The organism is Marinospirillum sp. (assembly GCF_044810985.1).
Lineage (GTDB): Bacteria > Pseudomonadota > Gammaproteobacteria > Pseudomonadales > Halomonadaceae > Marinospirillum.
In genome coordinates this window covers 67,399-90,559 of sequence record NZ_CP085242.1, presented here as the reverse complement: position 1 = coordinate 90,559, position 23,161 = coordinate 67,399, and the positions used below count along the sequence as shown (strand labels likewise).

The 23,161-nt window shown below is 53.6% G+C and carries 20 protein-coding genes; 11 read left to right on the top strand and 9 right to left on the bottom strand.

What is annotated here, in order from left to right:
- Positions 1 to 2 precede the first annotated feature (2 nt).
- Both LG323_RS00460 and LG323_RS00455 read right to left on the bottom strand, forming a co-directional pair.
- Positions 3 to 1,478, bottom strand: a complete 1,476-nt coding sequence (locus LG323_RS00460; protein ID WP_404418092.1) for a circularly permuted type 2 ATP-grasp protein — start codon at positions 1,476 to 1,478, stop codon at positions 3 to 5.
- Positions 1,479 to 1,566: 88 nt separating this feature from the next.
- On the bottom strand, positions 1,567 to 2,655 hold the full coding sequence (locus tag LG323_RS00455) for a putative zinc-binding metallopeptidase (protein WP_404418090.1): 1,089 nt from the start codon (positions 2,653 to 2,655) through the stop codon (positions 1,567 to 1,569).
- Between the two features lie 55 nt (positions 2,656 to 2,710).
- Between LG323_RS00455 and LG323_RS00450 the strand changes: the two genes are divergently transcribed.
- The 3 genes from LG323_RS00450 to LG323_RS00440 all read left to right on the top strand — a co-directional run bounded on the left by LG323_RS00450 (position 2,711) and on the right by LG323_RS00440 (position 8,430).
- Entirely contained in the window at positions 2,711 to 5,302 is a 2,592-nt protein-coding gene (locus LG323_RS00450; protein WP_404418088.1) for a circularly permuted type 2 ATP-grasp protein, read from the top strand.
- Between the two features lie 7 nt (positions 5,303 to 5,309).
- Positions 5,310 to 6,203, top strand: a complete 894-nt coding sequence (locus LG323_RS00445) for a transglutaminase N-terminal domain-containing protein (RefSeq protein WP_404418086.1) — start codon at positions 5,310 to 5,312, stop codon at positions 6,201 to 6,203.
- A gap of 67 nt (positions 6,204 to 6,270) precedes the next feature.
- Entirely contained in the window at positions 6,271 to 8,430 is a 2,160-nt protein-coding gene (locus LG323_RS00440; protein WP_404418084.1) for a diguanylate cyclase, read from the top strand.
- On the opposite strand, the gene LG323_RS00435 is transcribed toward LG323_RS00440, so the two are convergent.
- Together LG323_RS00435 and LG323_RS00430 are read right to left on the bottom strand one after the other, a co-directional pair.
- Positions 8,424 to 10,430, bottom strand: a complete 2,007-nt coding sequence (locus LG323_RS00435) for a site-specific recombinase (RefSeq protein WP_404418082.1) — start codon at positions 10,428 to 10,430, stop codon at positions 8,424 to 8,426. The genes LG323_RS00440 and LG323_RS00435 overlap by 7 nt on opposite strands.
- Positions 10,431 to 11,303 (bottom strand): diguanylate cyclase, encoded by an 873-nt coding sequence (locus LG323_RS00430; protein ID WP_404418080.1) that lies wholly within the window; start codon positions 11,301 to 11,303, stop codon positions 10,431 to 10,433.
- Between the two features lie 115 nt (positions 11,304 to 11,418).
- On the opposite strand from LG323_RS00430, the gene LG323_RS00425 reads away from it, so the two are divergent.
- The 3 genes from LG323_RS00425 to LG323_RS00415 all read left to right on the top strand — a co-directional run bounded on the left by LG323_RS00425 (position 11,419) and on the right by LG323_RS00415 (position 13,213).
- A complete protein-coding gene (locus LG323_RS00425; RefSeq protein WP_404418078.1) occupies positions 11,419 to 12,408 on the top strand; it encodes a glutathione S-transferase family protein in 990 nt (329 codons plus the stop codon).
- 132 nt (positions 12,409 to 12,540) lie between these two features.
- Positions 12,541 to 12,915, top strand: a complete 375-nt coding sequence (locus LG323_RS00420) for a type II toxin-antitoxin system RelE/ParE family toxin (protein WP_404420146.1) — start codon at positions 12,541 to 12,543, stop codon at positions 12,913 to 12,915.
- Complete coding sequence (locus LG323_RS00415) at positions 12,908 to 13,213, top strand: helix-turn-helix domain-containing protein (protein ID WP_404418077.1); 306 nt, start codon at positions 12,908 to 12,910, stop codon at positions 13,211 to 13,213. Before LG323_RS00420 ends, LG323_RS00415 begins: the two co-directional genes overlap by 8 nt.
- A 7-nt stretch (positions 13,214 to 13,220) precedes the next feature.
- On the opposite strand, the gene LG323_RS00410 is transcribed toward LG323_RS00415, so the two are convergent.
- The gene (locus tag LG323_RS00410; protein ID WP_404418075.1) at positions 13,221 to 15,674 is read right to left on the bottom strand and encodes a YbeU/YbeR family protein; all 2,454 of its coding nucleotides are present in this window, start codon (positions 15,672 to 15,674) and stop codon (positions 13,221 to 13,223) included.
- 101 nt (positions 15,675 to 15,775) lie between these two features.
- On the opposite strand from LG323_RS00410, the gene LG323_RS00405 reads away from it, so the two are divergent.
- Entirely contained in the window at positions 15,776 to 16,180 is a 405-nt protein-coding gene (locus LG323_RS00405; RefSeq protein WP_310697828.1) for a DUF488 family protein, read from the top strand.
- On the opposite strand, the gene LG323_RS00400 is transcribed toward LG323_RS00405, so the two are convergent.
- Positions 16,151 to 16,984 carry a carbon-nitrogen hydrolase family protein gene (locus LG323_RS00400; protein ID WP_404418073.1) on the bottom strand — a complete coding sequence of 278 codons (834 nt, stop codon included), beginning with the start codon at positions 16,982 to 16,984 and terminating at the stop codon, positions 16,151 to 16,153. The two genes, LG323_RS00405 and LG323_RS00400, sit on opposite strands and share 30 nt — an antisense overlap.
- A 90-nt stretch (positions 16,985 to 17,074) precedes the next feature.
- Here LG323_RS00400 and LG323_RS00395 point away from each other — a divergent pair, with 90 nt between their 5' ends.
- Genes LG323_RS00395 through LG323_RS00385 form a run of 3 tightly spaced genes read left to right on the top strand, consistent with a single transcriptional unit; the run spans position 17,075 to position 19,933 of the window.
- Positions 17,075 to 17,293, top strand: a complete 219-nt coding sequence (locus tag LG323_RS00395; RefSeq protein ID WP_404418071.1) for a hypothetical protein — start codon at positions 17,075 to 17,077, stop codon at positions 17,291 to 17,293.
- A gap of 23 nt (positions 17,294 to 17,316) precedes the next feature.
- Positions 17,317 to 19,299 carry an exoribonuclease II gene (locus LG323_RS00390; RefSeq protein ID WP_404418069.1) on the top strand — a complete coding sequence of 661 codons (1,983 nt, stop codon included), beginning with the start codon at positions 17,317 to 17,319 and terminating at the stop codon, positions 19,297 to 19,299.
- Between the two features lie 19 nt (positions 19,300 to 19,318).
- Positions 19,319 to 19,933, top strand: coding sequence for a LysE family translocator (locus tag LG323_RS00385; protein ID WP_404418067.1), 615 nt, complete (start codon positions 19,319 to 19,321; stop codon positions 19,931 to 19,933).
- Here the strand turns inward: LG323_RS00385 and LG323_RS00380 are convergent.
- The 3 genes from LG323_RS00380 to LG323_RS00370 all read right to left on the bottom strand — a co-directional run bounded on the left by LG323_RS00380 (position 19,930) and on the right by LG323_RS00370 (position 22,358).
- A complete protein-coding gene (locus tag LG323_RS00380; RefSeq protein WP_404418065.1) occupies positions 19,930 to 20,958 on the bottom strand; it encodes a phospholipase A in 1,029 nt (342 codons plus the stop codon). The two genes, LG323_RS00385 and LG323_RS00380, sit on opposite strands and share 4 nt — an antisense overlap.
- Before the next feature lie 117 nt (positions 20,959 to 21,075).
- Positions 21,076 to 21,681: a TIGR04282 family arsenosugar biosynthesis glycosyltransferase gene (locus LG323_RS00375; RefSeq protein WP_404418062.1), complete on the bottom strand. Its 606-nt coding sequence runs from the start codon at positions 21,679 to 21,681 to the stop codon at positions 21,076 to 21,078.
- Between the two features lie 2 nt (positions 21,682 to 21,683).
- Positions 21,684 to 22,358 (bottom strand): TIGR04283 family arsenosugar biosynthesis glycosyltransferase, encoded by a 675-nt coding sequence (locus LG323_RS00370; protein ID WP_404418060.1) that lies wholly within the window; start codon positions 22,356 to 22,358, stop codon positions 21,684 to 21,686.
- A gap of 82 nt (positions 22,359 to 22,440) precedes the next feature.
- Between LG323_RS00370 and LG323_RS00365 the strand changes: the two genes are divergently transcribed.
- The gene (locus LG323_RS00365) at positions 22,441 to 23,160 is read left to right on the top strand and encodes a DUF3047 domain-containing protein (RefSeq protein ID WP_404418057.1); all 720 of its coding nucleotides are present in this window, start codon (positions 22,441 to 22,443) and stop codon (positions 23,158 to 23,160) included.
- Position 23,161 lies beyond the last annotated feature (1 nt).

Below are 23,161 nucleotides of genomic sequence, written 5' to 3'. Positions count from 1 at the left end.
ACTTAGGCACTCCCTTGTGATTTTACAGACTCATCAATATCCATGATCCAGGTGTCCTTACTGCCACCGCCTTGTGAGGAATTCACCACCAGCGAACCCGAAGTCAAAGCCACTCGGGTCAAACCTCCATTGGTGACATAGGTCTGCTCGCCGGAGAGAATAAACGGGCGTAAGTCAACATGCCGAGCTTCCAGACCGGTTTCACACAGTGTCGGTGTCGTCGAGATTGCCAAAGTCGGCTGGGCCATATAGTTACGGGGGTCAGCTTTGATCAGCTCAGCAAATTTCTGCTGTTCAGCACGGGTCGAGTGAGGCCCGATTAGCATGCCATAGCCGCCGGATTCATTGGCGGGTTTCACCACCAGCTTGTCCAGGTTGGCCAGCACGTATTTACGGTCTTCGTCACGCATGCACAAATAACTGGGGACATTGGCCAGCAGAGGTTCCTGCTGTAAATAGTAGCGGATGATCTCCGGGACCAGAGCATAAACCACCTTGTCATCTGCCACCCCTGCTCCGGGAGCATTCACCAGGGCAACCTTGCCATGACGCCAGGCGCGCATCAGCCCGGGAACTCCCAGGGTCGATTCAGGCTTGAAAACTTCCGGGTCCAGAAAAAGATCATCAACCCGACGATAAATCACATCCACCCGCTTGAGGCCATCAATCATACGCATGTAAACACAGTCATCATCACCGACCTGCAGATCCCGACCTTCCACCAACTCGACACCCATTTGCTGGGCTAGGTAGGAATGTTCATAATAGGCCGAGTTATAGATACCCGGCGTCAGGATCACGATTTGTGGATCATCTCCCGGACGAGGAGACATGGAGGCCAGCATTTCATAAAGCTGTGAACAATAGTCATCCACCGGCTGAATTCGTCCTGTGGCAAACAACTCCGGCAGTATTCGCTTGGTGACATTGCGATTTTCCAGCATGTAGGACACCCCGGAAGGCACCCGAAGATTATCCTCCAATACATAAAGAGTACCGTCCTTATCCCTGACCAGATCAGAACCGCAAATATGTGCCCAGGTTTGGTGCGGCGGACTGATACCCACACACTGAGGGCGGAAGTTGGCCGATTGGGTCAGAATTTCTGCAGGAAAAACACCGTCTTTGATGATTTTCTGCTCATGGTAGAGATCATCAATAAACAGATTGAGCGCTTGTACCCTTTGCTTAAGCCCTGCTTCGGTGCGTTGCCATTCACTCAGGGGAAGAATACGGGGCAGAATATCAAAGGGCCAGGCGCGATCAATCTGGCTACCTTCCGAGTAAACCGTAAAGGTGATTCCCATCACCTGGATGGCAATTTCAGCAGCCTGCTTGTGTTGCCGCAATTCGCCGGCATCCAGTTGGGCAAGGTATTCACACAACTGCCGGGCGGCAGGATGAGGCACACCCGGAGCCGCCATCAGCTCATCATAAAAACCCTTGCTGCTATAATTATTCCAGTTAATTTTAGTCATTCAGGGCACCTGCCTCATGTTACCCGAACTCCTGGCCTGGGATGGCTGAGTTCATCATCTACTGACAATGCTGCAATAGCCGTACCAACTAGGAAGCAGGCATGGAGTCCGTTGACTCATGAATAATGCGATGCACCAGGCGCAGCTTGTTGATGGTGGCGGGTGGAAGCACGAAGGGATAGAGAGGGGAATGTCCCATACTGCTACTTAAGCTGTTCAGTGCATAGGTCAGGGGGAGCCACTTTTCGATCAGATCATCCATCCTGGTGATCCGATAAGGGTTTACCGACTGTTTGAGATCCATTTCCGGGGTATCCGGGATCAGAGGGTGAATTCGCAGGCCAAACTGCCAGGCCGTTTCCAGGGTATCCAGCAGGTTTAAATAATGTGCCCAGGTTTCGGCCCAGTCTTCCCAGGGATGGCTGCTGGCATAAGCAGTCACATAATAATCCGGCCAGTCACTGATCGGCCCTTGCTCGTAGTGATACTGTAAGGCGGCGGCATAATCCCTTCTTTCATCACCGAATTGCTGACGAAAATCCTCCAGCCAGGGTGTAGCGCGCACCAGCCTGTCCCAGTAATAATGCCCGGATTCATGCCGAAAATGCCCCAGCAGGCTGCGATAAGGTTCGGCCATATCATTACGCCTTTGCTCACGCACCACGGGGTCAGCTTCAGCAATATTAAGGGTGATCAAACCATTGGCATGGCCGGTCATGACTCGCCCCATTTCATTGAATTCAGGAATGTCTTCCAGAAAATCAAAGGCCAGCCCGGCTGAGTCCTGTTGTTGCGAAATCACCGGTAAGCCCAGTTGCAAAAGGCTGTAGACCAGGCGGCGTTTTTGGGCTTCCAGTTGGCCCCAGAAAATATGATTACGCGGTTTATCGAGATTGGGAATGGTGCGGTTCAAACGACAGGCCACACAGAACTGGTGTTCTTCGCGGGCAGGAACCATCCAGTTGCAGACGCCCTGGTGAGCAAAATTGTTGCATTGATGGTAAAGCTCCGTATCCTGATATCTGCCCAGCGGCTTCCACAAACCTTCACCGGCCGGGGCAAAAGCCAGCAATTCCAGTAATTCAGGAACAAAACCCAGTAAGGAGCCGCAGCGGGTACAATGGGTGTTTTCAAAATAAACCAACTGGCCGCAACAACTGCAAGCAAAAAGCTTCATGTTAATCTCCAGCGGCCTTTTGCAGCCACTTTCAGGTGCCAGGAATCTGACCCAGATGCTCAATCTATCCTCTTTTAACCAGGCGCTGCAACAGCTTCTGCAAAACTATCCCGATGCTCGACAGCATGATGAGCTGATCAATGAGCAGGGAGAATTCCGCGCTCACTGGCAACCGGTGTTGGATGAACTAGCTGAATTGGGCCAGGAAGGATTGCGCCATTGCTCGGAAGCCACTCAGGATCTTTTGCATGAAAATGGCGTGACCTTCAATGTCTATGAAGATGAAGAAGGTCAACTGCGTTCCTGGCAACTGGACCCCTTGCCTTTTGTCATCAGCACGGATGAATGGGAAAAACTGGAACAAGGCTTGATCCAGCGCAGCCGTTTACTCGAAGCTCTGGTCGACGATCTTTACGGCGAACGCCGAGTAATTCACGAAGGTATTCTGCCCCCGGAGCTGGTTTACACCCACCCTGCTTGGCTGTTTTCGGCAGCCGGTCACCAGGCGATACGTGAACGGCCCTGGATTTTGCTGCATGGCACGGATATCACCCGCGACCATCAGGGTGAATGGCGAATTATGGGTGATTGGACCCAAGCTCCCTCCGGCGCTGGCTATGCTTTGGAAAACCGTGTTCTTCTGGCACGCGCTTTGCCCAACCTCTATCGCGATGCCCCTTTGCGACGTCTGGCCAGTTTCCTTCAGGCTCAACATCGCTGTCTGGCCGAACTGGCCAGAAAACACCGCGATAACCCCAATATTGTCCTGCTGACACCCGGGCAAGGCAGTCCAGGTTATTTTGAGCATGCCTGGCTGGCCAATTACATGAACTTTTCTCTGGTGGAAGGGGCCGATCTAGTGGTTAGAGATGGGCAGGTGTCCATGCGCACCCTGGGTGGCCTTAAAGCGGTGGATGTGATCGTACGCCATATTAATGACCCCTGGTGTGACCCTCTGGAATTAAGAGGCGATTCACTGCTAGGCGTACCTGGCCTGATGCAGGCCGCTCGACAGGGTGACGTGGAAATTGCCAATGCTCTGGGCGTTGGTGTACTGGAGCACCCGGCACTGGCCTGCTTTATGCCGGAGCTGTGCGATTTGTTGTTGGGTGAAAAGCTGTTGCTTAAAAGCCGCAACACCCTCTGGTGTGGTGAGCCAGAGAACCTGGAAAAACTGTTGACTCTGCCTGCAGGCTGGCAATTCAAAAATATCCAGAACCCTGGCCAGCTTCTGGAACCGCAGCAGTTCAGTACTTCAGAGCAGAAAGCTTTTCTGGATGAACTGCAGACTGTGCCTCATCTGTATGTGGCTCAGCAACCTTTTCAGGCTGCCACCTCCCCCTGCTTTGACAGCCAGACCGGGCAAATCGGTGCACAACCGGTAAATCTGAGGTTTTTCAGCCTGGCCGATCCCAGTGATATCGACAAACCGGTTCAGAAGCGCCGTCAGCGGATTATGCCTGGTGGCTTGGCATGGATTGCCGAACCCGGAACACCAGTCATGGATTCCAGCCAGGTCAAGGATATCTGGGTCATGGCCCCGGTTCCCCAACCGCATGTCAGCCTCTTGCTCCAGGCTCACGGCCCGATCCGGGTCACCCGTGACAGTCAGGATTTACCCAGCCGGGTGGCCGACAGTCTGTTCTGGATGGGGCGTTACGGGGAAAGACTGGACAGCCGTTCACGCCTGCTGCGTGAAACGCTGAGCAAGCTGCTGGAAGAAGGCCATCTGCCTTTGCAGGCTACCTTGCTCCCCGATCTTTTCACCGCACTGAGCCTGCCTTTGCCTGATCTGGAAAACCTGACAGACGATAAGGACAGCTCAGCGATTCACACCCGCACCAGCCTGCAGTTTCTACACTTACGCAACCGGCTTCTGGAAATGTTTACAGAAAACACCCCAGATGGCCTGCCCTGGCTGTTCAGCTATTTACTGCGTAACAGCCGCGCCATTCGTGACCATTTAGGTGATGACAGCTGGCGTACCCTGAATCACCTGCATCGTAAAATACAGGGTTTGCAGCGCGCCCAGGAGATCACAGGTGGACGTTCCAGTCTGGAAGAAGTCATCACTCACCTGGCTGCCTTTTTTGGCCTGTGCAATGAAACCATGCCACACCATTATGGCTGGCGCTTCATGGATCTGGGGCGCTTCACCGAGCGCGTCATTTCCAGTCTGGAGCTGCTGAAACTGGCTTTGATCACCGCCCGCAAACCTGGCATTCCACTTTGGGAAGTGGTACTCAGCACCACAGACAACCTCACAGTTTACCGTCGCCGTTACCGCTCTCAGTTGCACCCAGCCGCTATTCTGGATCTGCTGCTGTTTGATGAGAGCAACCCTCGCTCCATTGGCTATATGCTCAAACGTCTGGAGCGTCAGATTGAAAAGCTTCCGCAACCCGAGATGACGCCCTTTCGCAACCTGGAAAATCGCCTGATCATCGAAGCCACCAGCACCCTGCATCTGGTGGACCCGGACAGTTTGCTTGATCCGGCAACCTCTGAAATTGCCCACACAGCTCTTGAGGAGCTTCTTGATGCTCTGTTACGGCCCCTTCACCAACTGTCTGACGCTATCTCCCATAGCCATTTCAGCCATGTGGAAACGCCCAGACAGCTGGTGTCCCTGCAAGCGAAAGGCTGAACCTGACATGAAATATCTGCTGCGCCATACCACTCGCTATGACTATGAAACCAGCGTCACTCTCAGCCATAACGAAGCCCGTTTGCTGCCCAGAAATCTGCCATGGCAATACTGTGAAAACACTCAGCTCAGCATCACCCCAGAACCCCTGCGCCAGCAGGAAAGAAGAGATTTTTTCGGCAACCAGGTGGTTTATTTTACTCTGCAGGCCATTCACACCTGCCTGGAAGTAACAGTGACCAGTCAGGTAACCACCCAGCCGCGCGCTCTACCGGATATTCAGACCCCGGCCTGGGAGTCCGCCGCTCAGCTTTTGGCTCCCGGAAATCACAGGCACCACCCGGTCAAGGCAGCCGCCTGCCTGGAAGCTCGCTTGTTTACTCTGGATTCACCTTTTGCGCAAAAACAGGCTGAACTGACCGATTTTGCCCAGCAAAGTTTTCAGCCTCAGCGCCCCCTCTTGCCTGCACTTCTGGATTTCAACCAGAGGATTTTTGAAGAATTCAGCTACGACCCTGACTTTACTACCCTGGCCACACCCGTGCTGGAAGTTCTGGAAAACCGCAGAGGGGTATGCCAGGACTTTGCTCACCTGGCCATTGCCGCGTTACGCTCTCTGGGTCTGGCAGCCCGCTATGTCAGTGGTTACCTGGAAACCCAGCCACCCCCCGGCCAGGAAAAACTGCTGGGAGCCGATGCCAGTCATGCCTGGGTGAGTGTGTTCATACCTGATTATGGCTGGCTGGAAATTGACCCAACCAACGGCAGCACACCCAATGAACGCTACATCACCCTGGGCTGGGGCAGAGATTATTCCGATGTCACCCCACTCAAAGGAGTGATGAATGGCGGTGGTCGTCATCAACTGAATGTTGCTGTGGATGTTCTTCCACAAACATAACTTTAAGGCTGGCTAATAAAGATGAATTAAGGAACAATGTTATCAAGCATATGAACCTGGATCTGCCATGCCTGACTCTCCTGCAGTGATTCATCTTTTCCGTCAGCTTCCGGTTGTTATTCTTCTGCTGCTTGGCATGCTTTCATCATCAGCTTTTGCAGCTTCCTCACCCCAGCATCTGCAAGGCTGGGAATATCGCTGGGGCGACTCCCCCGTTCACGACGGTAGCCCTCTCTGGACTCAAAACAGGGAGCCACGCGCCTGGCAGGCAATCGACTTTCCATCCAACCCGCCTAAGCGTCAGGGGCAGACTCATGCCTGGTATCGCACTCAATTGCCGGACAACCACTGGCAAGACCCGGTCATCTATATTTACAGCATCGATCTGATTGCTGAAGTCTATCTGGGTACAGAGAAAATCTATACTTTTGGTGAATTTGATCAGGAAGGACACGGGCGTTTCCAGGGCTGGCCCTGGCATCTGATTGAACTGCCTGAAGGCTTCTCCGGGCAAACCCTGCATTTTCGGGTTTATTCCGACTACACGGATATCGGCCTCTGGGGTGAAGTCAAAATTCTTGAGCGCTCTCATCTGCTGCTGGAAATCATCCAAAGCTCCTATCTGGATCTTCTGGTGATCGTTTTCTGTACTCTGATGGGCCTGATTGCTTTTGCCTTTGCTTTCATGCAGACCAACCGCCGACCCTTTATTTATCTGGGGCTGCTGACTCTGGCGGTCGGCAGCAAGCTTCTGGGCGAAAATCAGGCGGTGCAGCTGGTTATGGATGCTCCCCTGTTCAGAACCTACCTGACTGCAGCGGGTTATTTCCTGCTGCCGGTTTTCATTGCCCTGTTACTCAGTGAATGGTTCCAGAACAAGGGGCAGGGCCTGATGAAAAAACTGGCTCTGGCCCATCTGGTGTATCTGGTTCTGGCTCTTGGCTTGTCTTTGATCGGAGTCCTGCAACTGTCCATCACCTATCCCTTGTTTGATGGTCTTTTCATTCTGACCCTGATGGTGCTGCTTTATCTGACTGCAAAAAACTTTCAGAACCTGAATCAGGATCAACGCCTGGTGATGTCCGCTTTCTGGGTGCTGGCGGTATTTCTGCTGGTGGATATGGCTGTTGCGCACGGTTTTCTGCCCTGGGCACGCTTCCCGCTGTCGATTGGCGTACTGGTTTTTGCTCTGACCCTGATGGTGATTTCCATGCGTGAATATCAACGCACCCAGAAAGCCCTGCACCAGTTGAATGCCAGCCTGGAAGACAGAATCAGGCAGCGTACTGCCTCCCTGCAAACCTATGCACAACTGGAAAGGCAACGCTCCAACCAGCTTACCCTGTTGAATCGTCATGCCCGGGAACTCGAAGAACTGGTTGCGGAACTTCAGTCCTTCCAGACTCTGGAACAGGCTGGAAACTATCTGCACCAACAACTGCCACAGACCTTTCAGCCTTACAAAATCAGAATTCAACTTCTCGACAAGACTGTACCGGGAACCAACACCACTGATTCCACACCCAGTCCTTATCAATGGTTCCTGACTCTTGAAGACATCCACCTGGGTGCTCAAACCTTTGCCAAAATACACCTCAATCCGGATCCCTCCCTGACTGACCAGCATCAACTCGAACAGCTGAACAGCTTTATGGGCCGGGTTGCAGAGCGTCTATCCATGAGCCTGACCAGCCTGAAAATCCGCCAGAATCTACAACGCCTGTCATATGAAGATGCCCTGACTGGTCTGAAAAACCGGCGCTTTATGGACGAGGCCCTGGAAAGGGAAATTGCTCTGGCCAAGCGCAATAAAAGACCTCTTTCACTCTTGATTTGTGATATTGATCACTTCAAAAATTTTAACGACAGCCATGGCCATGAAGCCGGAGACTGGGTGCTCTACACCCTGAGTCAGGTTCTGCTGGAGCATTTTCGGGAAACCGATATTCCCTGTCGTTTTGGCGGCGAAGAATTTGTTGTCCTGCTACCCGGCACCGGTAAAGAAACCGCCGTCATCCGTGCTCAGGAATTGCTGGACAAGGTGACTTCCAGCCCCCTGACTTATCTGGAACAGGATCTTGGTCAGATCACCATTTCACTGGGCGTGGCCAGCTGGCCTGACCAGGCCCTGAACCCGGATGAACTGTTAAAAGCTGCGGACAAGGCCCTTTATCGGGCCAAGCAGAAGGGGCGCAATCGGGTGGAAGTCGCAGGCAATAACTACTGAGACCGGGGAAACTCCTTGTCTTTTTTCTCCGACAAGACCTGTACGGGGGGGAAGAAGAGTATCAAAGGTCTTTGCCGAATCTCTTCCCATAGCCTGGCAAAAAGATCCCGGAAGCGGCTGATCTCGGTGTTCCGGGCACGCAGGGCCACACTCAGGGCCAGCGCGAAACTCACCCAGAGATTCACAAAGCCGATCAGCAGCACCAGCAGCAAATAATACAACCATTCCAGAATGCCCAGTGAGCCGCTGATCCCCGCATAACCCAGGTTGGCTGATGAGAAGGCGACATGGCGGATATCCAGCGGCAAGCCGGTCAGGTAGCCGATATAGCCAGTCATACCCAGCAGTACACCGAAGAAAAAGTTACCGGCCAGGGCTCCATAGTTATCATGCAGATAATCCGCCAACCGGGAACGGCGCTCCTCATTGAACAAGCGCACCATCAAGGGGTGATAACGCAGGCGCTCGCGCATTTCCAGGTAATCCGCCCGGTTATCAAAAAAACCGGCAATAATCCCGGAACAAAACAACCAGACCCCGGCAATCGCGGCATAAAAAAGCGCCAGACCGGTGATGGGCGACAAGGCAGCCAGTTGATAACCCACCTGTTCACTTCCCAGCAATGACTGATTAAACAGCCAGGCAACCAGCCATGAAAGGCTGACCGCCACCAGAATGGCGGTGGCAACATTCCCCCAGACCGCGGCCCACTGGGAGCGATTCACTTCAATCAACAACCCTGCCAGTTTACGGTTGGTGGCTCGTCCGTTTTCACCTTTTTCCACTTCCGAGGCAAAACTGGCCGCCGTCATGGCCGGTTGTTTGGTGGCGATGGTGAAGTGCAGTAGATGCACCAGCACAAAACCCAGGCCGTAATTCAGACTCACCAGAAGGGTGGTCAACCCTGGTGTCAGTCCCAGATGAGTAATGCCGATTTTCAATAAAGCCAGCAGAGCTATGATGACCCCGGCTCCCGCAGCCGAACGCACCAGTGCCAGAAAACTACGTTTATCTTTGGCGATATAGTGCTCACCATGATCGTTTTTGTTCTGAGTGATGCTCCGTGACAACATGCCGGTACTGCTGGTCCAGAGGGGCTTGATCCCCTGTTTTTCAATATTGGCAAGCAGCAGTTGATTAACTAACTGAGCGGCGGTTTGCGACGACTCAGCAGAAGCTTGATTCACCAGAATACCCAGCAGAGCTTCCAGACGGGTCAGGGTTTGATCCAGGCGCTCCAGAAGATGGGCCAGAGCCACCGAAGAACCGGCACCCGCCCCTCTGCGTCTAAGCCGGGCCACCTGCTCGTGACTTTGATCCAGCATCACCCAGAGATGTTCGGTGTCCTCCAGGGCGTATTCCGGGTCTCCCAGCTGCTTCCAGCCGCTGGCAATCAATCGCTGCATTTCCCGCTGTAAGGCAATAAATGAAGAGTCATCATCAATCAGGCGCTTATCAATGCGCATCAAATCCGGTTCCAATTCTTCAGCCGCCACCCAGATCGACAACATTTCCAGTGAATAAAGCACTTCCTGATAAAAATGCCGACCCAGGTTCCGTTTTTCTTTCTCGTCCAGAGGTTCACTCAGAACCTGAAACAACTGCAGCCAGGCATCTTCAGGAAGGGTTTGCAGCCAGAGGTCATCATCGGCACGATGAAAAATAATCGCCAGCAGATCACGCAGGTTGCCCAGATCCCTGGGAGGCGGATTGATTCGATCGTAAAGACGGTTGATCAATTCACGGCCAAAACCTCGGCGCGAAAAAATGCCCAGGGTGACCAGTGCCGGGTAGATATGGGTCTGCTCAAGACCTGCATAAACTGTTTGCCCCAGCTGCCGGGCAGTCTCGGGGCGGCATTTCAGCAGGGCCAGAAAATCAGTAAAGTGTTCACCAGCCTGGGTTGAACCACTCTGACGCAGCCAGCCCACCAGCTGCTGCGCCAGTTGCAAGGCATCGTCCTGGGCGGCCAGTTTTTCCAGAAGTTGTTCAGAATTCAATTAAGCGACTTCCACACGGTTGCGTCCATTTTCCTTAGCTTTATAAAGGGCTTTATCCGCAGTTTCCACCAGATCCTGAACAGATTCAAATTGTGATGAATCAGCCACACCCATGGAAACCGTAACCTCAATCTTCAGGTCATCATTGCCCATTTTATGGGAACCAATGGTCTCGCGCAGCCTTTCCAGAACCTTTTCGGCTGATTTGATCCGGGTGTCCTGCAAGAGAATCAGAAACTCCTCACCGCCATAGCGATACACGCGATCATAAGGCCGCAGGGACTCTTCCATGGCTTCGGCCAACTGCACCAGAATCTGGTCGCCAAAAGCATGACCGTGGGTATCATTCACCTTTTTGAAGTGATCTATATCCAGCATCGCCACGGCAAAGCTTCGCTCACTGCGCTGGGAATGCTCCAGTTCTTCGGTCAGGTCGCGGTCCATCACATTGCGGTTGAACAGACCCGTGAGTTCATCCAGTTCGATGAGGGAGGAAGTGACGTCCGTGCGCAATTGATCGGCCAACTCATTAAAACGCTGCACGGCTCTTAAAAAAGTCGCATAACCGGCTGAATCCAGCTCACCGGCCTGGGCCTTGTCCAGTTGCTGAGTGGCCAGTAAAGTCAACTGCTCCTGCTGAATCAGAAGACGGCGAAAAAACACACTCTCATTGATTTGATCCACATACTTATCGGACAGCCACTGTGCAAAGCTGTCAGCGTCCCCGCGATCAAATCCCGGTTCCAGGCCACCCTCCAATTCAGGAAACTGCAGTTGAAAAAGCACATTCAACAGATAACGCTCCTGGGCTTTCAAGGCCCGGCGAAGGTCGCCCAGAAAGTGGTCCAGATCTTTGGGTTCCTGCTGGTTCATAACAGACCGCCTGATTCTTGAATGGTTTGTTTCTTATACATGAGTGCTACAATCCTGTCGACTGTTGCGTAATGTCCTATACTCGACAGCAAATTCATTATTGATTGGAGGCCTAATGGGACTTCTTGTTGATGGTCAGTGGCATGACCAGTGGTATGACACCGACTCCACCGGCGGGCGTTTTGAACGCTCACAAAGCCAGTTTCGCAACTGGGTCACTACCGATGGCAGCGCTGGCTCTACCGGGGAGGCTGGGTTCAAGGCCGAACCGGGGCGCTATCACCTTTATGTTTCCCTGGCCTGCCCCTGGGCTCACCGCACCCTGATCTTTCGCAAGCTCAAGGGCCTGGAAAAGATGATTGATCTTTCCGTGGTGCACTGGTACATGGCTGAAAACGGCTGGACCTTTCAGTCAGGGCCAGGTGTTATTCCAGACAGCGTTAACCAGGCTGAATTCATGCACCAGGTTTACACCACGGCTGACCCCAAGTATTCAGGCCGGGTGACCGTTCCTGTGCTCTGGGATAAACACCAGCAAACCCTTGTCAGCAATGAATCAGCGGACATCATCCGCATGTTCAACAGCGCTTTTGATGAAGTGGGGGCCAAGGCGGGTGATTTCTACCCTGAGCAATTGCGTCAGGAAATCGATGAAGTGAATGCCCGGGTTTATGATGAAGTGAACAACGGTGTTTACAAATCCGGCTTTGCCACCACCCAGCAAGCCTATGAAGAGGCTGTAGAACCCCTGTTTAAAGCCCTGGACTGGCTGGACGAACGCCTTGCCAGCCGCCGCTACCTGTGCGGAGACACCCTCACCGAAGCCGACTGGCGTTTATTCACCACCCTGGTGCGTTTTGATGCCGTCTACGTCGGCCACTTCAAATGCAACCTGCAGCGCATTGCCGACTACCCCCACCTCTCCGGCTACCTGCGTGAGCTTTACCAATGGCCGGGCATCAAGGAAACCGTGGACTTTCAACACATCAAAGGCCACTACTACCAAAGCCACGACATGATCAACCCCACACGCATCGTACCCAAGGGCCCGAGGCTGAATCTGGAAGAACCGCATGGGCGGGGTGAAGAGCTGAGAATGGAATAAAAAGCATGCCTAGTTTGTGGCAGGGAATGATTGATCTGGGTTCTGGCAGGGATGCCAAAAATTAGCCAGACTGAAAGGGATTACTTCCATCGCACTAAGTGCTATACTTTTTTTGAATATCAGGGATGAAACCTGCAAGTATTTAAAAACAAGCCATTCAGCAAGTGGGCCGCCAGAGAGGGACTAAGCGACACAGCTTTACAGGTTGCCATTGAGGAAATTGCGCGAGGATTGGTGGATGCCGAGCTTGGTGGGCATATATTCAAGAAGCGGGTCGCAATCGGTGATCGCGGGAAGAGCGGAGGTGTCCGAACCCTCTTGGCCTACCGAACCGGTGACAAGGCCTTCTTCATTTATGGCTTCGCTAAGAACAAACGAGCCAATATCAGTGACAAGGAGCTGAAAGCTTTGAAGCTTTATGCCAACACCCTGTTGAACTACAGCAAAACTGAATTGAATAAAGCCGTTAAACACGGTGCCTTAATCGAGGTCATTAACGATGGATAAATCAATCCTGGATACCCTTCACGAAAGTGCCAAGGATCTGCACGAAGCTGGAGTGATGAGTGACGTCACCCTGCGTGATTTCGATGCCCTCTGCTTGCCACCGGTAAAGGTCTACACCCCTGCCCAGATCAAGCGCATCCGACAGAAAACCCGAGCCAGCCAAGCAGTCTTCGCTGCTTATCTCAACACCAGCCCCTCTACGGTGCAGAAGTGGGAAGTTGGCGGCAAAAAACCTAACGGCCCCTCACTAAAACTGCTGAACCTGGTAGACAAGAAAGGACTGGAAGCCTTGATCTAGATATCTTTTAATGCAATCTCTGCTTCCCACTCAAACTCGGTGTCGCTGACTGGTTCCAGCTGCGTTGTTTGTCACCCGGCCAGGCGAGGGTGTACCAGAGTCCGGCCTGGGCGGGTACGGCGATCAGCAGGCTGAGCAGGCGTTGGCTGAAGACTTCCAGCAGTTCGGCGCGGTTTTCGGTTTCATTCATGAAAAAGTTGTAACCGGCGAGCAGGGCGCGGGCAAAGTCGGCCCAGCCGGTGTATTCCTGGGTGATCTGTTCGCGGATTCTGGCCAGCCATTCCTGAAGCTCCTTTTCGCTCAGCCAGTCGAGTTGATAACCAGCCACCGCCAGATCCACGAGTTGCACCATATCCCAGGCGGTCAAGTCCAGATCATTGATGCCCAAGGCATTGTTTTTCACCCGCAGCAAACGCTGGTAGTAGGCTTCCTGTTCTTCATCGCGATCATCCTGTTCCTGGGCTTCAATCTCCATATCCAGACGTTCGCTGTTCAGGGTGAAAGGCGAGAAGGCGATCATGTATTCCTGACGATCCCCCGCCAGCAACAGGTGATTGAGAAAGTCTTTCAGATCATCGGCATCCTGAAATAGATGGGTGTCCTGCAAAAGACTTTTCAGTTCCTGACGCGGATGCTGAGGCAATTTTTCCGGCCAGGACCAGTGCAGCCCGGTGAGGGGGCCAACCAGATTCAGGGTGGCCAGGTCGGCTTCGCTGACGGGCTTGCCCGGTTCGGTGAAGCGTGCCGGTGGGCGCTTCCAGGGCAGAAACCGAAACAGACTGCCGGGATCTTGCAGGTGCCAGCTGAGTTCAGCCAGCAGGGGGCGCTCTTCACCGCTGAGACTGAGCACTTCATCCCAGCCCTGCCAAGCCTGCAGAAGACCCTGGGCCGAAGAATAGTGCCAGCTCAGGTAGTCTTTCAGCGCCAGCGCCAGCTGTTCGGCTTCTTTCACCGAATAGTGGTTGGTTTCCAGTGCCTTGACCAGATAAAAGGCATATTTTTCCGCCATGACAATGCCAGCTGGATGCTTGACCAGTTCCGCCAGCAGCGGAGTTTGTTCGCGCCAGGCTTCCCAAACTTCATCCACCGCAGCCAGATTGGAAGGCAACTGGGGTATTTTGCCAACCCGGCAGTTGAGGGCCAGTTGATCATAATGGTGAACACGGCCCGGTTGCCAGAAGCGCGCCAGGGTGGTGGTAAGCTGTTCATCCGGGTGAATGTCCAGACCGGCAAAAAGATAATCTTTGGCTTCACTGCGGCGGCTCTCCGGCAGATCATCCAGAGCCAGACCGGTCAACAGGCTGACATCATCGCGCAGACTGGCAAGCAGGCTGGCGAGCATCAGGGGATCATCCAGACGCTCGGAATAGTAGTTGATGGCATCACGAAAATCCGGGTGATCCAGAGACAAGGCCTGCCAATCGAGCTGCTGCAAGGGCGAAAAAGGCAAGGTCAATAATTGTTGCCAGGTCACTTCCAGCTCCGGGCTGAGGCTGAAATCCGTCTGTGTCTGCCAGAGGCGATAACCCAGCAGGTAGCTATCGGCCAGTTCTTCCCAGGAACCATAACGGCTGCGCAGCAGCCACAGGGCCACCAGGGCAAAACTGCGCCATTGGCTGGAAGTCAGGTAACCGGCCAGATAGCCTGCCAAAGCCAGATCAGCCATGCGCACCCAGTCCCAGGCTGCTACATCCAGCTCCAACTTGTCTTCCAGAGCCAGTTCTTCCATCAGATCCGCATAGCCTTCAAAACCTTCCGGCAATTCTTCACGCCAGGTTTGCCGGTCTTCGGCATCGGAATTTTTCAGCCAGGCAAAATCCAGCTGCCAGGCATAACGCTGTCCCTGACCACCCAGCCAATAAATCAGCTGCAGACAATCACTGGCTGTGTAGACTTGCCAGTAGCTGTTCAGGGTTTCCTGGACATCCGGCCAGAAGCGTTCACGAAGATAATCACTGCAATTCAGAGGCTGTTTATAAAGTACAAAACTGGAAGACCTGACCGCAAGTGCATAACCCAGGGGGGTAGAACGCACTTTCAGCTCAGGGGGTAAAACCACCCGATCCGGCTTGGCAACCCAGGGAATATCCAGATCTTCTGACCAGTTGCTCAAGTCTGCTGTCTGCAGCTTTTGCAAACGCACCTGGGGATAGCCGGTGGTCTCCAGCTCTTCAAGCAGAGCCTCTGCACTGGGGCAAGCCTGTTGCAGGCGCTGGGCAAAGAGACTCAGCCAGGCATCACTTTCTGCAGTCTCCAACCAGTGGAGTCGATCCAGAGCGGCAATAACCTGTATACTGGTTAAAAGTTTGCTCGCTGTTTTATCTTGCCAGGACTGGTAGATAAAGGCATAGGCATCGGCCAGTTGGCTGAGACTGTATTCAGCCAGGATCTCGGCGTTTTCGCGATCATCCTGCGAAAGCAACAGAAGTGGACGCAACCAGTCGGACAAGGAAACAGACAAAAAATACCCCCAGGGGAACAAGACTCATTAAAACCAGCGTAAAGCTGACCATTCTAACTGAGTGGGACGCTGGCTTCACTGAAGAATCAGGGAAAATAGCCATGAAATACCCAGTTTTTATCAAATGGATCTATGCTCCTCGTGAAGAAGAGGATGGCACGCGTATTTTGGTGGATCGGCTTTGGCCCCATGGGCGCGACCGAAATGAGCTGGGCGTGGATCACTGGTGGCGGGATTCAGCCCCCAGCACAGCCTTGAAACGCCAGTTTTCTCAGGGTGAGATCAGCTGGAAGGAATTTGCGCGTCAGTACCGCAATGAACTTTATACCAGCCCGGAAAAACTCCGGGCTCTGAAGACCCAGGCCCAGCAGGGCCGTGTCACCCTGCTGGCTCTGGAGCGGGAACCGGAACACAGCCATGTTCTGCTGCTGAAAGAGTCCCTGGAGCTTTGGCAAGACCAGACTCCGGGAGAAAGCTCAGAGTCGCCGGTGGTTCAGGGCGGGTAGCTGGCCTCTGATTTCCTGAATACGCTGGCTGTCGAGTTGACCGCTGACAAGACCCTCACCCTGGGGCAGGCAGGCCACCACTTCACCCCAGGGATCAATCAGCATGCTGTGCCCCCAGGTTTTGCGGCCATCGGCATGCTGGCCCACCTGAGCCGGTGCCAGCACATAACACTGGTTTTCCACGGCTCTGGCTCTCAGCAAAAGCTCCCAGTGAGCCTGTCCGGTCGGCACGGTAAAAGCAGAAGGCACAATCAACAAGTCCACCTCATCCAAAGACCGAAAAAGCTCGGGAAAGCGCAGGTCGTAACAAATCGACAGGCCCACCCGCCCGAAGGGTGTATCAAAAATCGCGGGGCGCTCACCGGGGATAAAGGTTTCGCTTTCGTTATAGCTTTCACCATCTTTCTGAAAACCAAACAGATGAATCTTGTCATAACGCACCACCTGCTGGCCGTCCGGGCCGTAAACCAGACAGGTGTTGGTGGTTTTATCCTCGACATAGGTTTTCAGCGGCAAACTGCCTGCCACCAACCAGATACCCAGCCGGGCGGCCAGCGCGGAAAGAGCCTCCTGCAAGGGACCACGGCCTTCCTCTTCGGCCAGATCCAGTCTGACTTGCAGATCCTTGCTGATGAGCGGAAAAAATTCCGGCAAGGCCACCAACTGGGCACCGGACCGGGCCGCTTCGGTGACCAGATGCTCAGCCGTGGCGAGGTTGGCCTGCCAGTCATCACTGCTGTTCATCTGGGCTGCAGCCAGGGTCACCGCAGCATCGAGATGGGAAAAACTACGAGGATGCATCATAAAGCACTCCAACGCTGAAAAGCCTGCGTAAGTCAGTTAAAATACCAGTTTACTCGTGAGTCTTACTGCCAACAACTTCAGGAAGCGTTTATGGGCCCCGGCACTTATTTTCTGCACTTTCTCGGTCTGGTTATCGTACTGGTCGGATTAAACCTGCGCCCCAAGCGCAAAAAACTGGGCACCAGCCTGGCTGTTCTGGGTTTTTTGATCGGCACCTCCCCGGTCTGGTATGGCTATCTGGTTACTCCCAGCCCCAGCGAACTTCGCGAACAACAGCGCCAGGAATTCATGGTTCCTGATGATCAGTAACACCACCCTTCAAGGTTTTTTTAATGCGATCGACTCTACTGAAAAATAACGACCTTCTCTCCCAGCTCAAGGGGCAACTCAAGGAAGCCACGCCGCGTGTAGAAGGCAAAATCAAAGGCACTGACAAGGGTTTTGGTTTTCTGGAAACCGAAGATGGCAACAGCTATTTCATTCCGCCGCCCTACATGAAGCAGGTACTGCATGGCGATCAGGTCAAGGCTGTGCTGCGCGAAGAAGCCGACCGCAAGGGTGAGATGCGCGAAATTGCCGAGCCTGAAGAATTGCTGGAACAGGGTTTGAATCGCTTTATTGGCCGGGTTCAGAAAGTTCAGGGCAAACTGGCCGTGGTGCCGGATCAACCCAACCTGAACCAGCCCTTGAAAGGCAAGTGTGTTTCCGGCCTGGATGAAAAAGACCTGGACGATGGTGACTGGGTGGTTGCCTTTCTGGAACGCCATCCCCTGAAACCCAAAGACAACAGCTTTTTCATTGAAGTCACCGAACTGGTTGCCAAACAAGACGATCACTATGCCCCCTGGTGGGTAATACTGGCGCGCCATGCCCTGCCCCACGAACAACCCGTGATTGAAGAAGACTGGACGCTGACCGACCCCGAAGGCCTGGTGCGCGAAGACCTGACTGCAACGCCTTTCTTCACCATCGACAGTGCTTCCACCAAAGACATGGATGATGCTCTGAGCATTACGCCCCGCACGGAGGGTGGCTGGCAGTTGCAGATTGCCATTGCCGATCCTTCGGCCTATGTGCCCGAAGGCAGCGCTGCTGACATTGAAGCCAAAACCCGTGCGTTCACTCTCTACCTGCCCGCACGCACCGTGACCATGCTGCCCAAGCAGTTGTCCGATGATCTTTGCTCCCTGAAAGAAGGTGAAAAACGCCCAGCTCTGGTGGCCACGCTCAACCTGGATACTGAAGGCAAGTTGCTGGAGCCCACTGAATTCAAGGCAGGCTGGATTCAATCCCGTGCCAAGCTGGATTACCAGGCGGTTTCCGACTGGCTGGAAGGCCAGGGTGACTGGCAACCCGGCAGTGAAGAGATTGCTGAACAGCTCAAACAGCTTAAAGCCTTTGCCGAACAACGTCTGCAATGGCGGCATGACAATGCCCTGGTGTTCAAGGATCAACCTGATTATCGCTTTATCCTGGATGCTGAAGGCCGGGTCACGGATATTGAAGTGGAAGACAGACGCCTGGCTCACAAGATGGTGGAAGAAGCCATGCTGCTGGCCAATGTCGCAGCGGCCAGCTTTCTGGCCAAAGAACTGGGGCAGGGCATCTACAATGTTCACCAGGGTTTTGACCCGGAAAAGGTGACCAATGCCCTCAAGCTGATTGAAGAACAGGGCCTGGCCTATCACGATGAAGCCTTCACCGCTGAAAATTTGGACACCCTGGCGGGTTTTCGTCACCTGCGCCTGGCGCTGGATGACTTGCCTTCTGGCTGGCTGGATTCCCGACTGCGCAAACACCAGGGCTTTTCGCTGATGTCGACTCAGCCCGGCCCGCATTTTGGCCTGGGTTTTGAAAGCTATGCCACCTGGACTTCCCCGATTCGCAAATACGGTGACCTGATCAACCACCGGCTGATCAAAGCCGTCCTGTCCGGCTCCCAGGCTCCGCAACTGGAGTCGGAACTGACCGAAGAACTCACCGCAGCCCGCAAAATCAACCGCATGGCTGAGCGTGATGTCAAAGACTGGCTCTATGCCCGCTTTCTGGAACCCAAAGTCGGTGAAACCTTCAAAGCCCAGATTTTCAACATCAACCGGGGGGGTATGCGGGTCAAGCTGCTGGCCAATGGTGCAACGGTCTTTATTCCCGCCTCCAGCCTGCATGCCAATCGTGATGAAATCACCTGCGATGCTGAACACGGCTGGGTTTTGATCAAGGATGAAGTGGCCTACCGGCTGACGGATGAGCTGACGATTGAATTGTCGGAAGTCCGCGTCGATCAGCGCAACCTGATCGGCCGCCCTGCAGCCTGATGCCGGGGAAGATCGAATCATGAGCTTTGCGGCCTGGTTATCAGTGGCCAGCATCTGCCTGCTGGGAGCAGTTTCACCCGGCCCCAGTCTGGCAGTGGTGTTGCGCCATACTCTGCAGGGTTCCCGGCGCAATGGCATGCTGACCGGTCTGGCTCATGGTGCCGGGGTGGGCCTTTATGCCTTTCTGGTTGCGCTGGGCCTGGGCGGGTTGCTGGAACAACTGCCCTGGCTGTATGAAGTGCTGATTTATGCGGGGGCGGCCTACCTGGCCTGGATGGGCTGGAAAGCTCTGAAAGCAGGCTCAGGCAGTCAGCTTGATAACCCTTCAGGCTTACCTGCTGCTTCAGCGGTATCAGCAATGCGTGATGGCTTTCTGGTGGCCTTTCTCAACCCCAAAATCGCCATCTTTTTTGTTGCCCTTTTTGCCCAGTTCATTCAGCCCGGACAGGCCCTGGAAGCCAAGTTGATTCTGGCGACCACCGCCTGGCTGATTGATACCGGCTGGTATCTGCTGGTCGCCTACGGGCTTTCCCATTCCCTGGTTCTTCCCTGGCTGCAAAAACATACCGCCTGGATCAACCGCATCACCGGCGTACTGCTTTTACTGCTGGCCCTGCGGGTGGTGACCCTTTAAAAGTCACCAAACAGTTGATTGGTAAACTGAAAACCGATACTCAAGCGGTAGTTTTCATGGTCATAATCAATCAGGCTTTCACCATAGCCACCGTAGGCCTGCACCAACCCCCGAAGCTTTCCTCCGTAAAGAGGGAAGGACCAGTCCAACTGCAGCCCCCCCTGCTCAGTTTCAAAGTTACCCTGAGTCGTGACAACAAACTCCTGACCCCAGTTGGTATAGGCCAGGCTTAAATCAAAGTAACCGATGTAATTTTCCAAATCCGGGTTATCGTCTTCTCCGGTAAAACGGGGCAACTTGTAACGGGGGCTAAGCTCCAGCATCCAGTTGCCCTTGGCCAGGGCGGTTGAAGCATACAGGTAATTCCAGCTACGTGACTGAGGGTCTGTTCGTCCATTGGACTGATGTGCAAAGCCCAGGCGATTGTAAGGATTGCTAAGTCCCAGAAGCTGCAAATCACTTTGCTGAGTAAAAAAGAATTCCGGCTTGTAGTTGCTTTCCCGGAAGGGTCGTGAAGCCTCCGAGTGATAAGCCTGCCACCAGGAGGTCTGGGTAAAAGCAAAATGCAGGCTTTGCTTATCTCTTATCCATTGCTGCAGCAACGGTACTTTGATGCTTAACTGAAACTTGATTTCAGTTGACTGTAAGTCCCTTTCCGGGTCGAGATAGTCAAAGCGCTGCTGGTTGGGGTGGGTGGAATAACTGACCGGCAGAATATAGTTGCGTTGGTGGGGTGCAAAAGAAAAGAGGTTGTTTTCAGTATCCCGTTCCTGCTTGAGACGTTTTTCCAGCTGGGTTTCCCGGTAATCGAACTCAAAATCTTCGGCCTTCTTACCGTATTTTTCCAGAGAAGATCGCAATCTATTGCGGTATTCTTCCATGGTTTCCAGCAGCTCCTCGATTTCCTCTTCGCCTTCTGAATCCTCTTCAACTTCTGAGGTTTCCTGAGCATTGACATCCAAAGCGGCCAACAACAGCAACGATATCAAAAACCTTCCCAACCCGAGATTCCTTCTTTCAAACATGATTTTCTCTCTTCAAGCTGTCCAATCCAGTGATTCCGCCGGTTTCAGATAGGCCAAGGAAGGAAAAGTTTCCAAAGCCATCTCCCAGTATTTCAGTCAAGATTAGCAGATCCATGTTCAGATCCGTGTAATGTTTTTTAAATTCAGGAAACGTCTGGCATCATCCGGCAAATCAACATCCCAAACCTGTTGGGGTTCACACCAGGTCAGGCCCTGGTTCTGCAGTTGTTCACGGGTTTGCTGCATGACCCGGTCGCCTCCCCAACTGATTCCCTGAAACAAAGCCCGGCAGGGTTGATGCAAACCCACCAGAGCATAGCCGCCATCTTCAGCCGGCAGAAAAACAGCATCTGATTCCTTCAGAGCCTTTGCACTATCCTGTAAAAGCTGGGGTGTTATCACCGGGCAGTCGCTGCCCAGCAATAGTGTGCTGCCAGCATTGCTGACAAAAACCTGATGCATTCGCTCTCCCAGATCACCTTGCGATTGAGAGGTCCATTTCAGATCGGGAAAGTCTTTTGCCAGTTGTCGAAAAAAGGCATGCTCTCGATCACCCGCTGTCCAGAGGGTCACCCGGCCTATAGCCGCTTCCAGGGCAGCGCTGATGGTTTGTCGTGTCAGGTCTGCTTGTAGACGTGCGGCAAATTCGGCACCCAGCTCTGGAATCAGGCGGGTTTTGCATTCACCGGGGACGGGAGCGCGGGCAAGAATAGCCAGATCCAAATTCAATACTCCTTAGCCAGGTGTTCAGCAGGAATGCCGCGCCAATAGCGCCAGCGTAGACGCCACATCAACCAGATGGTTGACCAGAGTCCCTTTTCCTCCCAGCGCCGACCTGAAGTCAGTACCGTTTGCTTCAGGCACAAGGGAGGATAACGCTGTTTCAGGCGCTTGCTGATTTCCACATCTTCCATCAAGGGTTGATCAGGAAAACCACCCACGGCCTTGAACAGGGAGACATGCACAAAAATCAACTGATCGCCGGTGGCAACTCCGGTCAGCCGGGAACGCCCGTTCATCAACCAGCCGACCAGTTTCAGCAGAGGATGCCGACCCTGAATACTGACATCGAAGCGCCCCCAGCAAGCCGGTGAATGGTGCGCCAGTCGCAACAGACAATCCTGGGCCGCTGGGGTAAGGCGTGTATCGGCGTGCAGAAAGAAGAGCCATTCACTCTGTGCTGACTTTGCTCCCAGATTCATTTGTTGGGCGCGCCCCGGATCACTACTCAAAAGTTGGTCAACCTGACCTTCAGCCAGGGCACAGGTCGCATCCTGACTGCCACCATCCACCAGAATCAATTCACAGCCTTTATCCCGCAGGCCCTGCAGCCCAGCCAGAAGCTCAGGCAATTGCCCGGCTTCATTCAGTGCAGGAATAATAATGCTGGCAGGAATCAAGGTTTCAAGCTCACTGTGTAAGATGTGTTGCTGACTGACGACTTAAAAGCATCAGCTGTACTCTTCATTGAAAGGTGGAATTATGTTGCCATTGTCTTTGCAAAAAAACCAGTTGGCTGCGGCCCTGCTGACTCTGGGCTTTATGAGTTATGGCCTTCACGCCAATGACCAGCCCCCCGCTTTTTCCGAGACCGGCTTGCAGGGCTGGGAAACCGAAAGTTTCCATGAGCAGACCGATTATCAAAGGGTTCCAGCCGGTGAACAAGCAGTGCTTTTTGCCCATACCCGAAAAGCTGCATCGGGTCTGGCCTGGGAAGGCAAGCCGGATCTTCAGGCCACCCCCTGGTTACACTGGTGCTGGCGGGTTAACACCACCTACCCTGGCTTGAATGAAACCACGAAAGCCGGTGATGATTATCCGGCCAGGGTCTATGCAGTGGCTTCCACCGGTTTATTCCGCTGGCAGGTACAGGCTTTGAACTATGTCTGGGCCAGTGAACAACCCCAGGGCAATGCCTGGCCCAATGCCTTCACCTCCCGTGCCCACCTGCTGGCTTTGCAGTCCGGTGACGAAAACCTGCATCGCTGGGTAGCACAAAGCCGCAATCTGGCTACCGATTTTGCCACTTACTTTGATAACAATGACCCACAAATCCAGGCTCTGGCACTGATGACGGATGGTGACAATGCCGGAGTCGAAGCCAAAGCCTGGTATTCGGATCTGGTTCTCAGTGCCAGTGCAGATCATCCCGGCTGCCCCGCAAAGCCACCGGAAAACTCGAAAGCCGTCACCATCCAGTAAA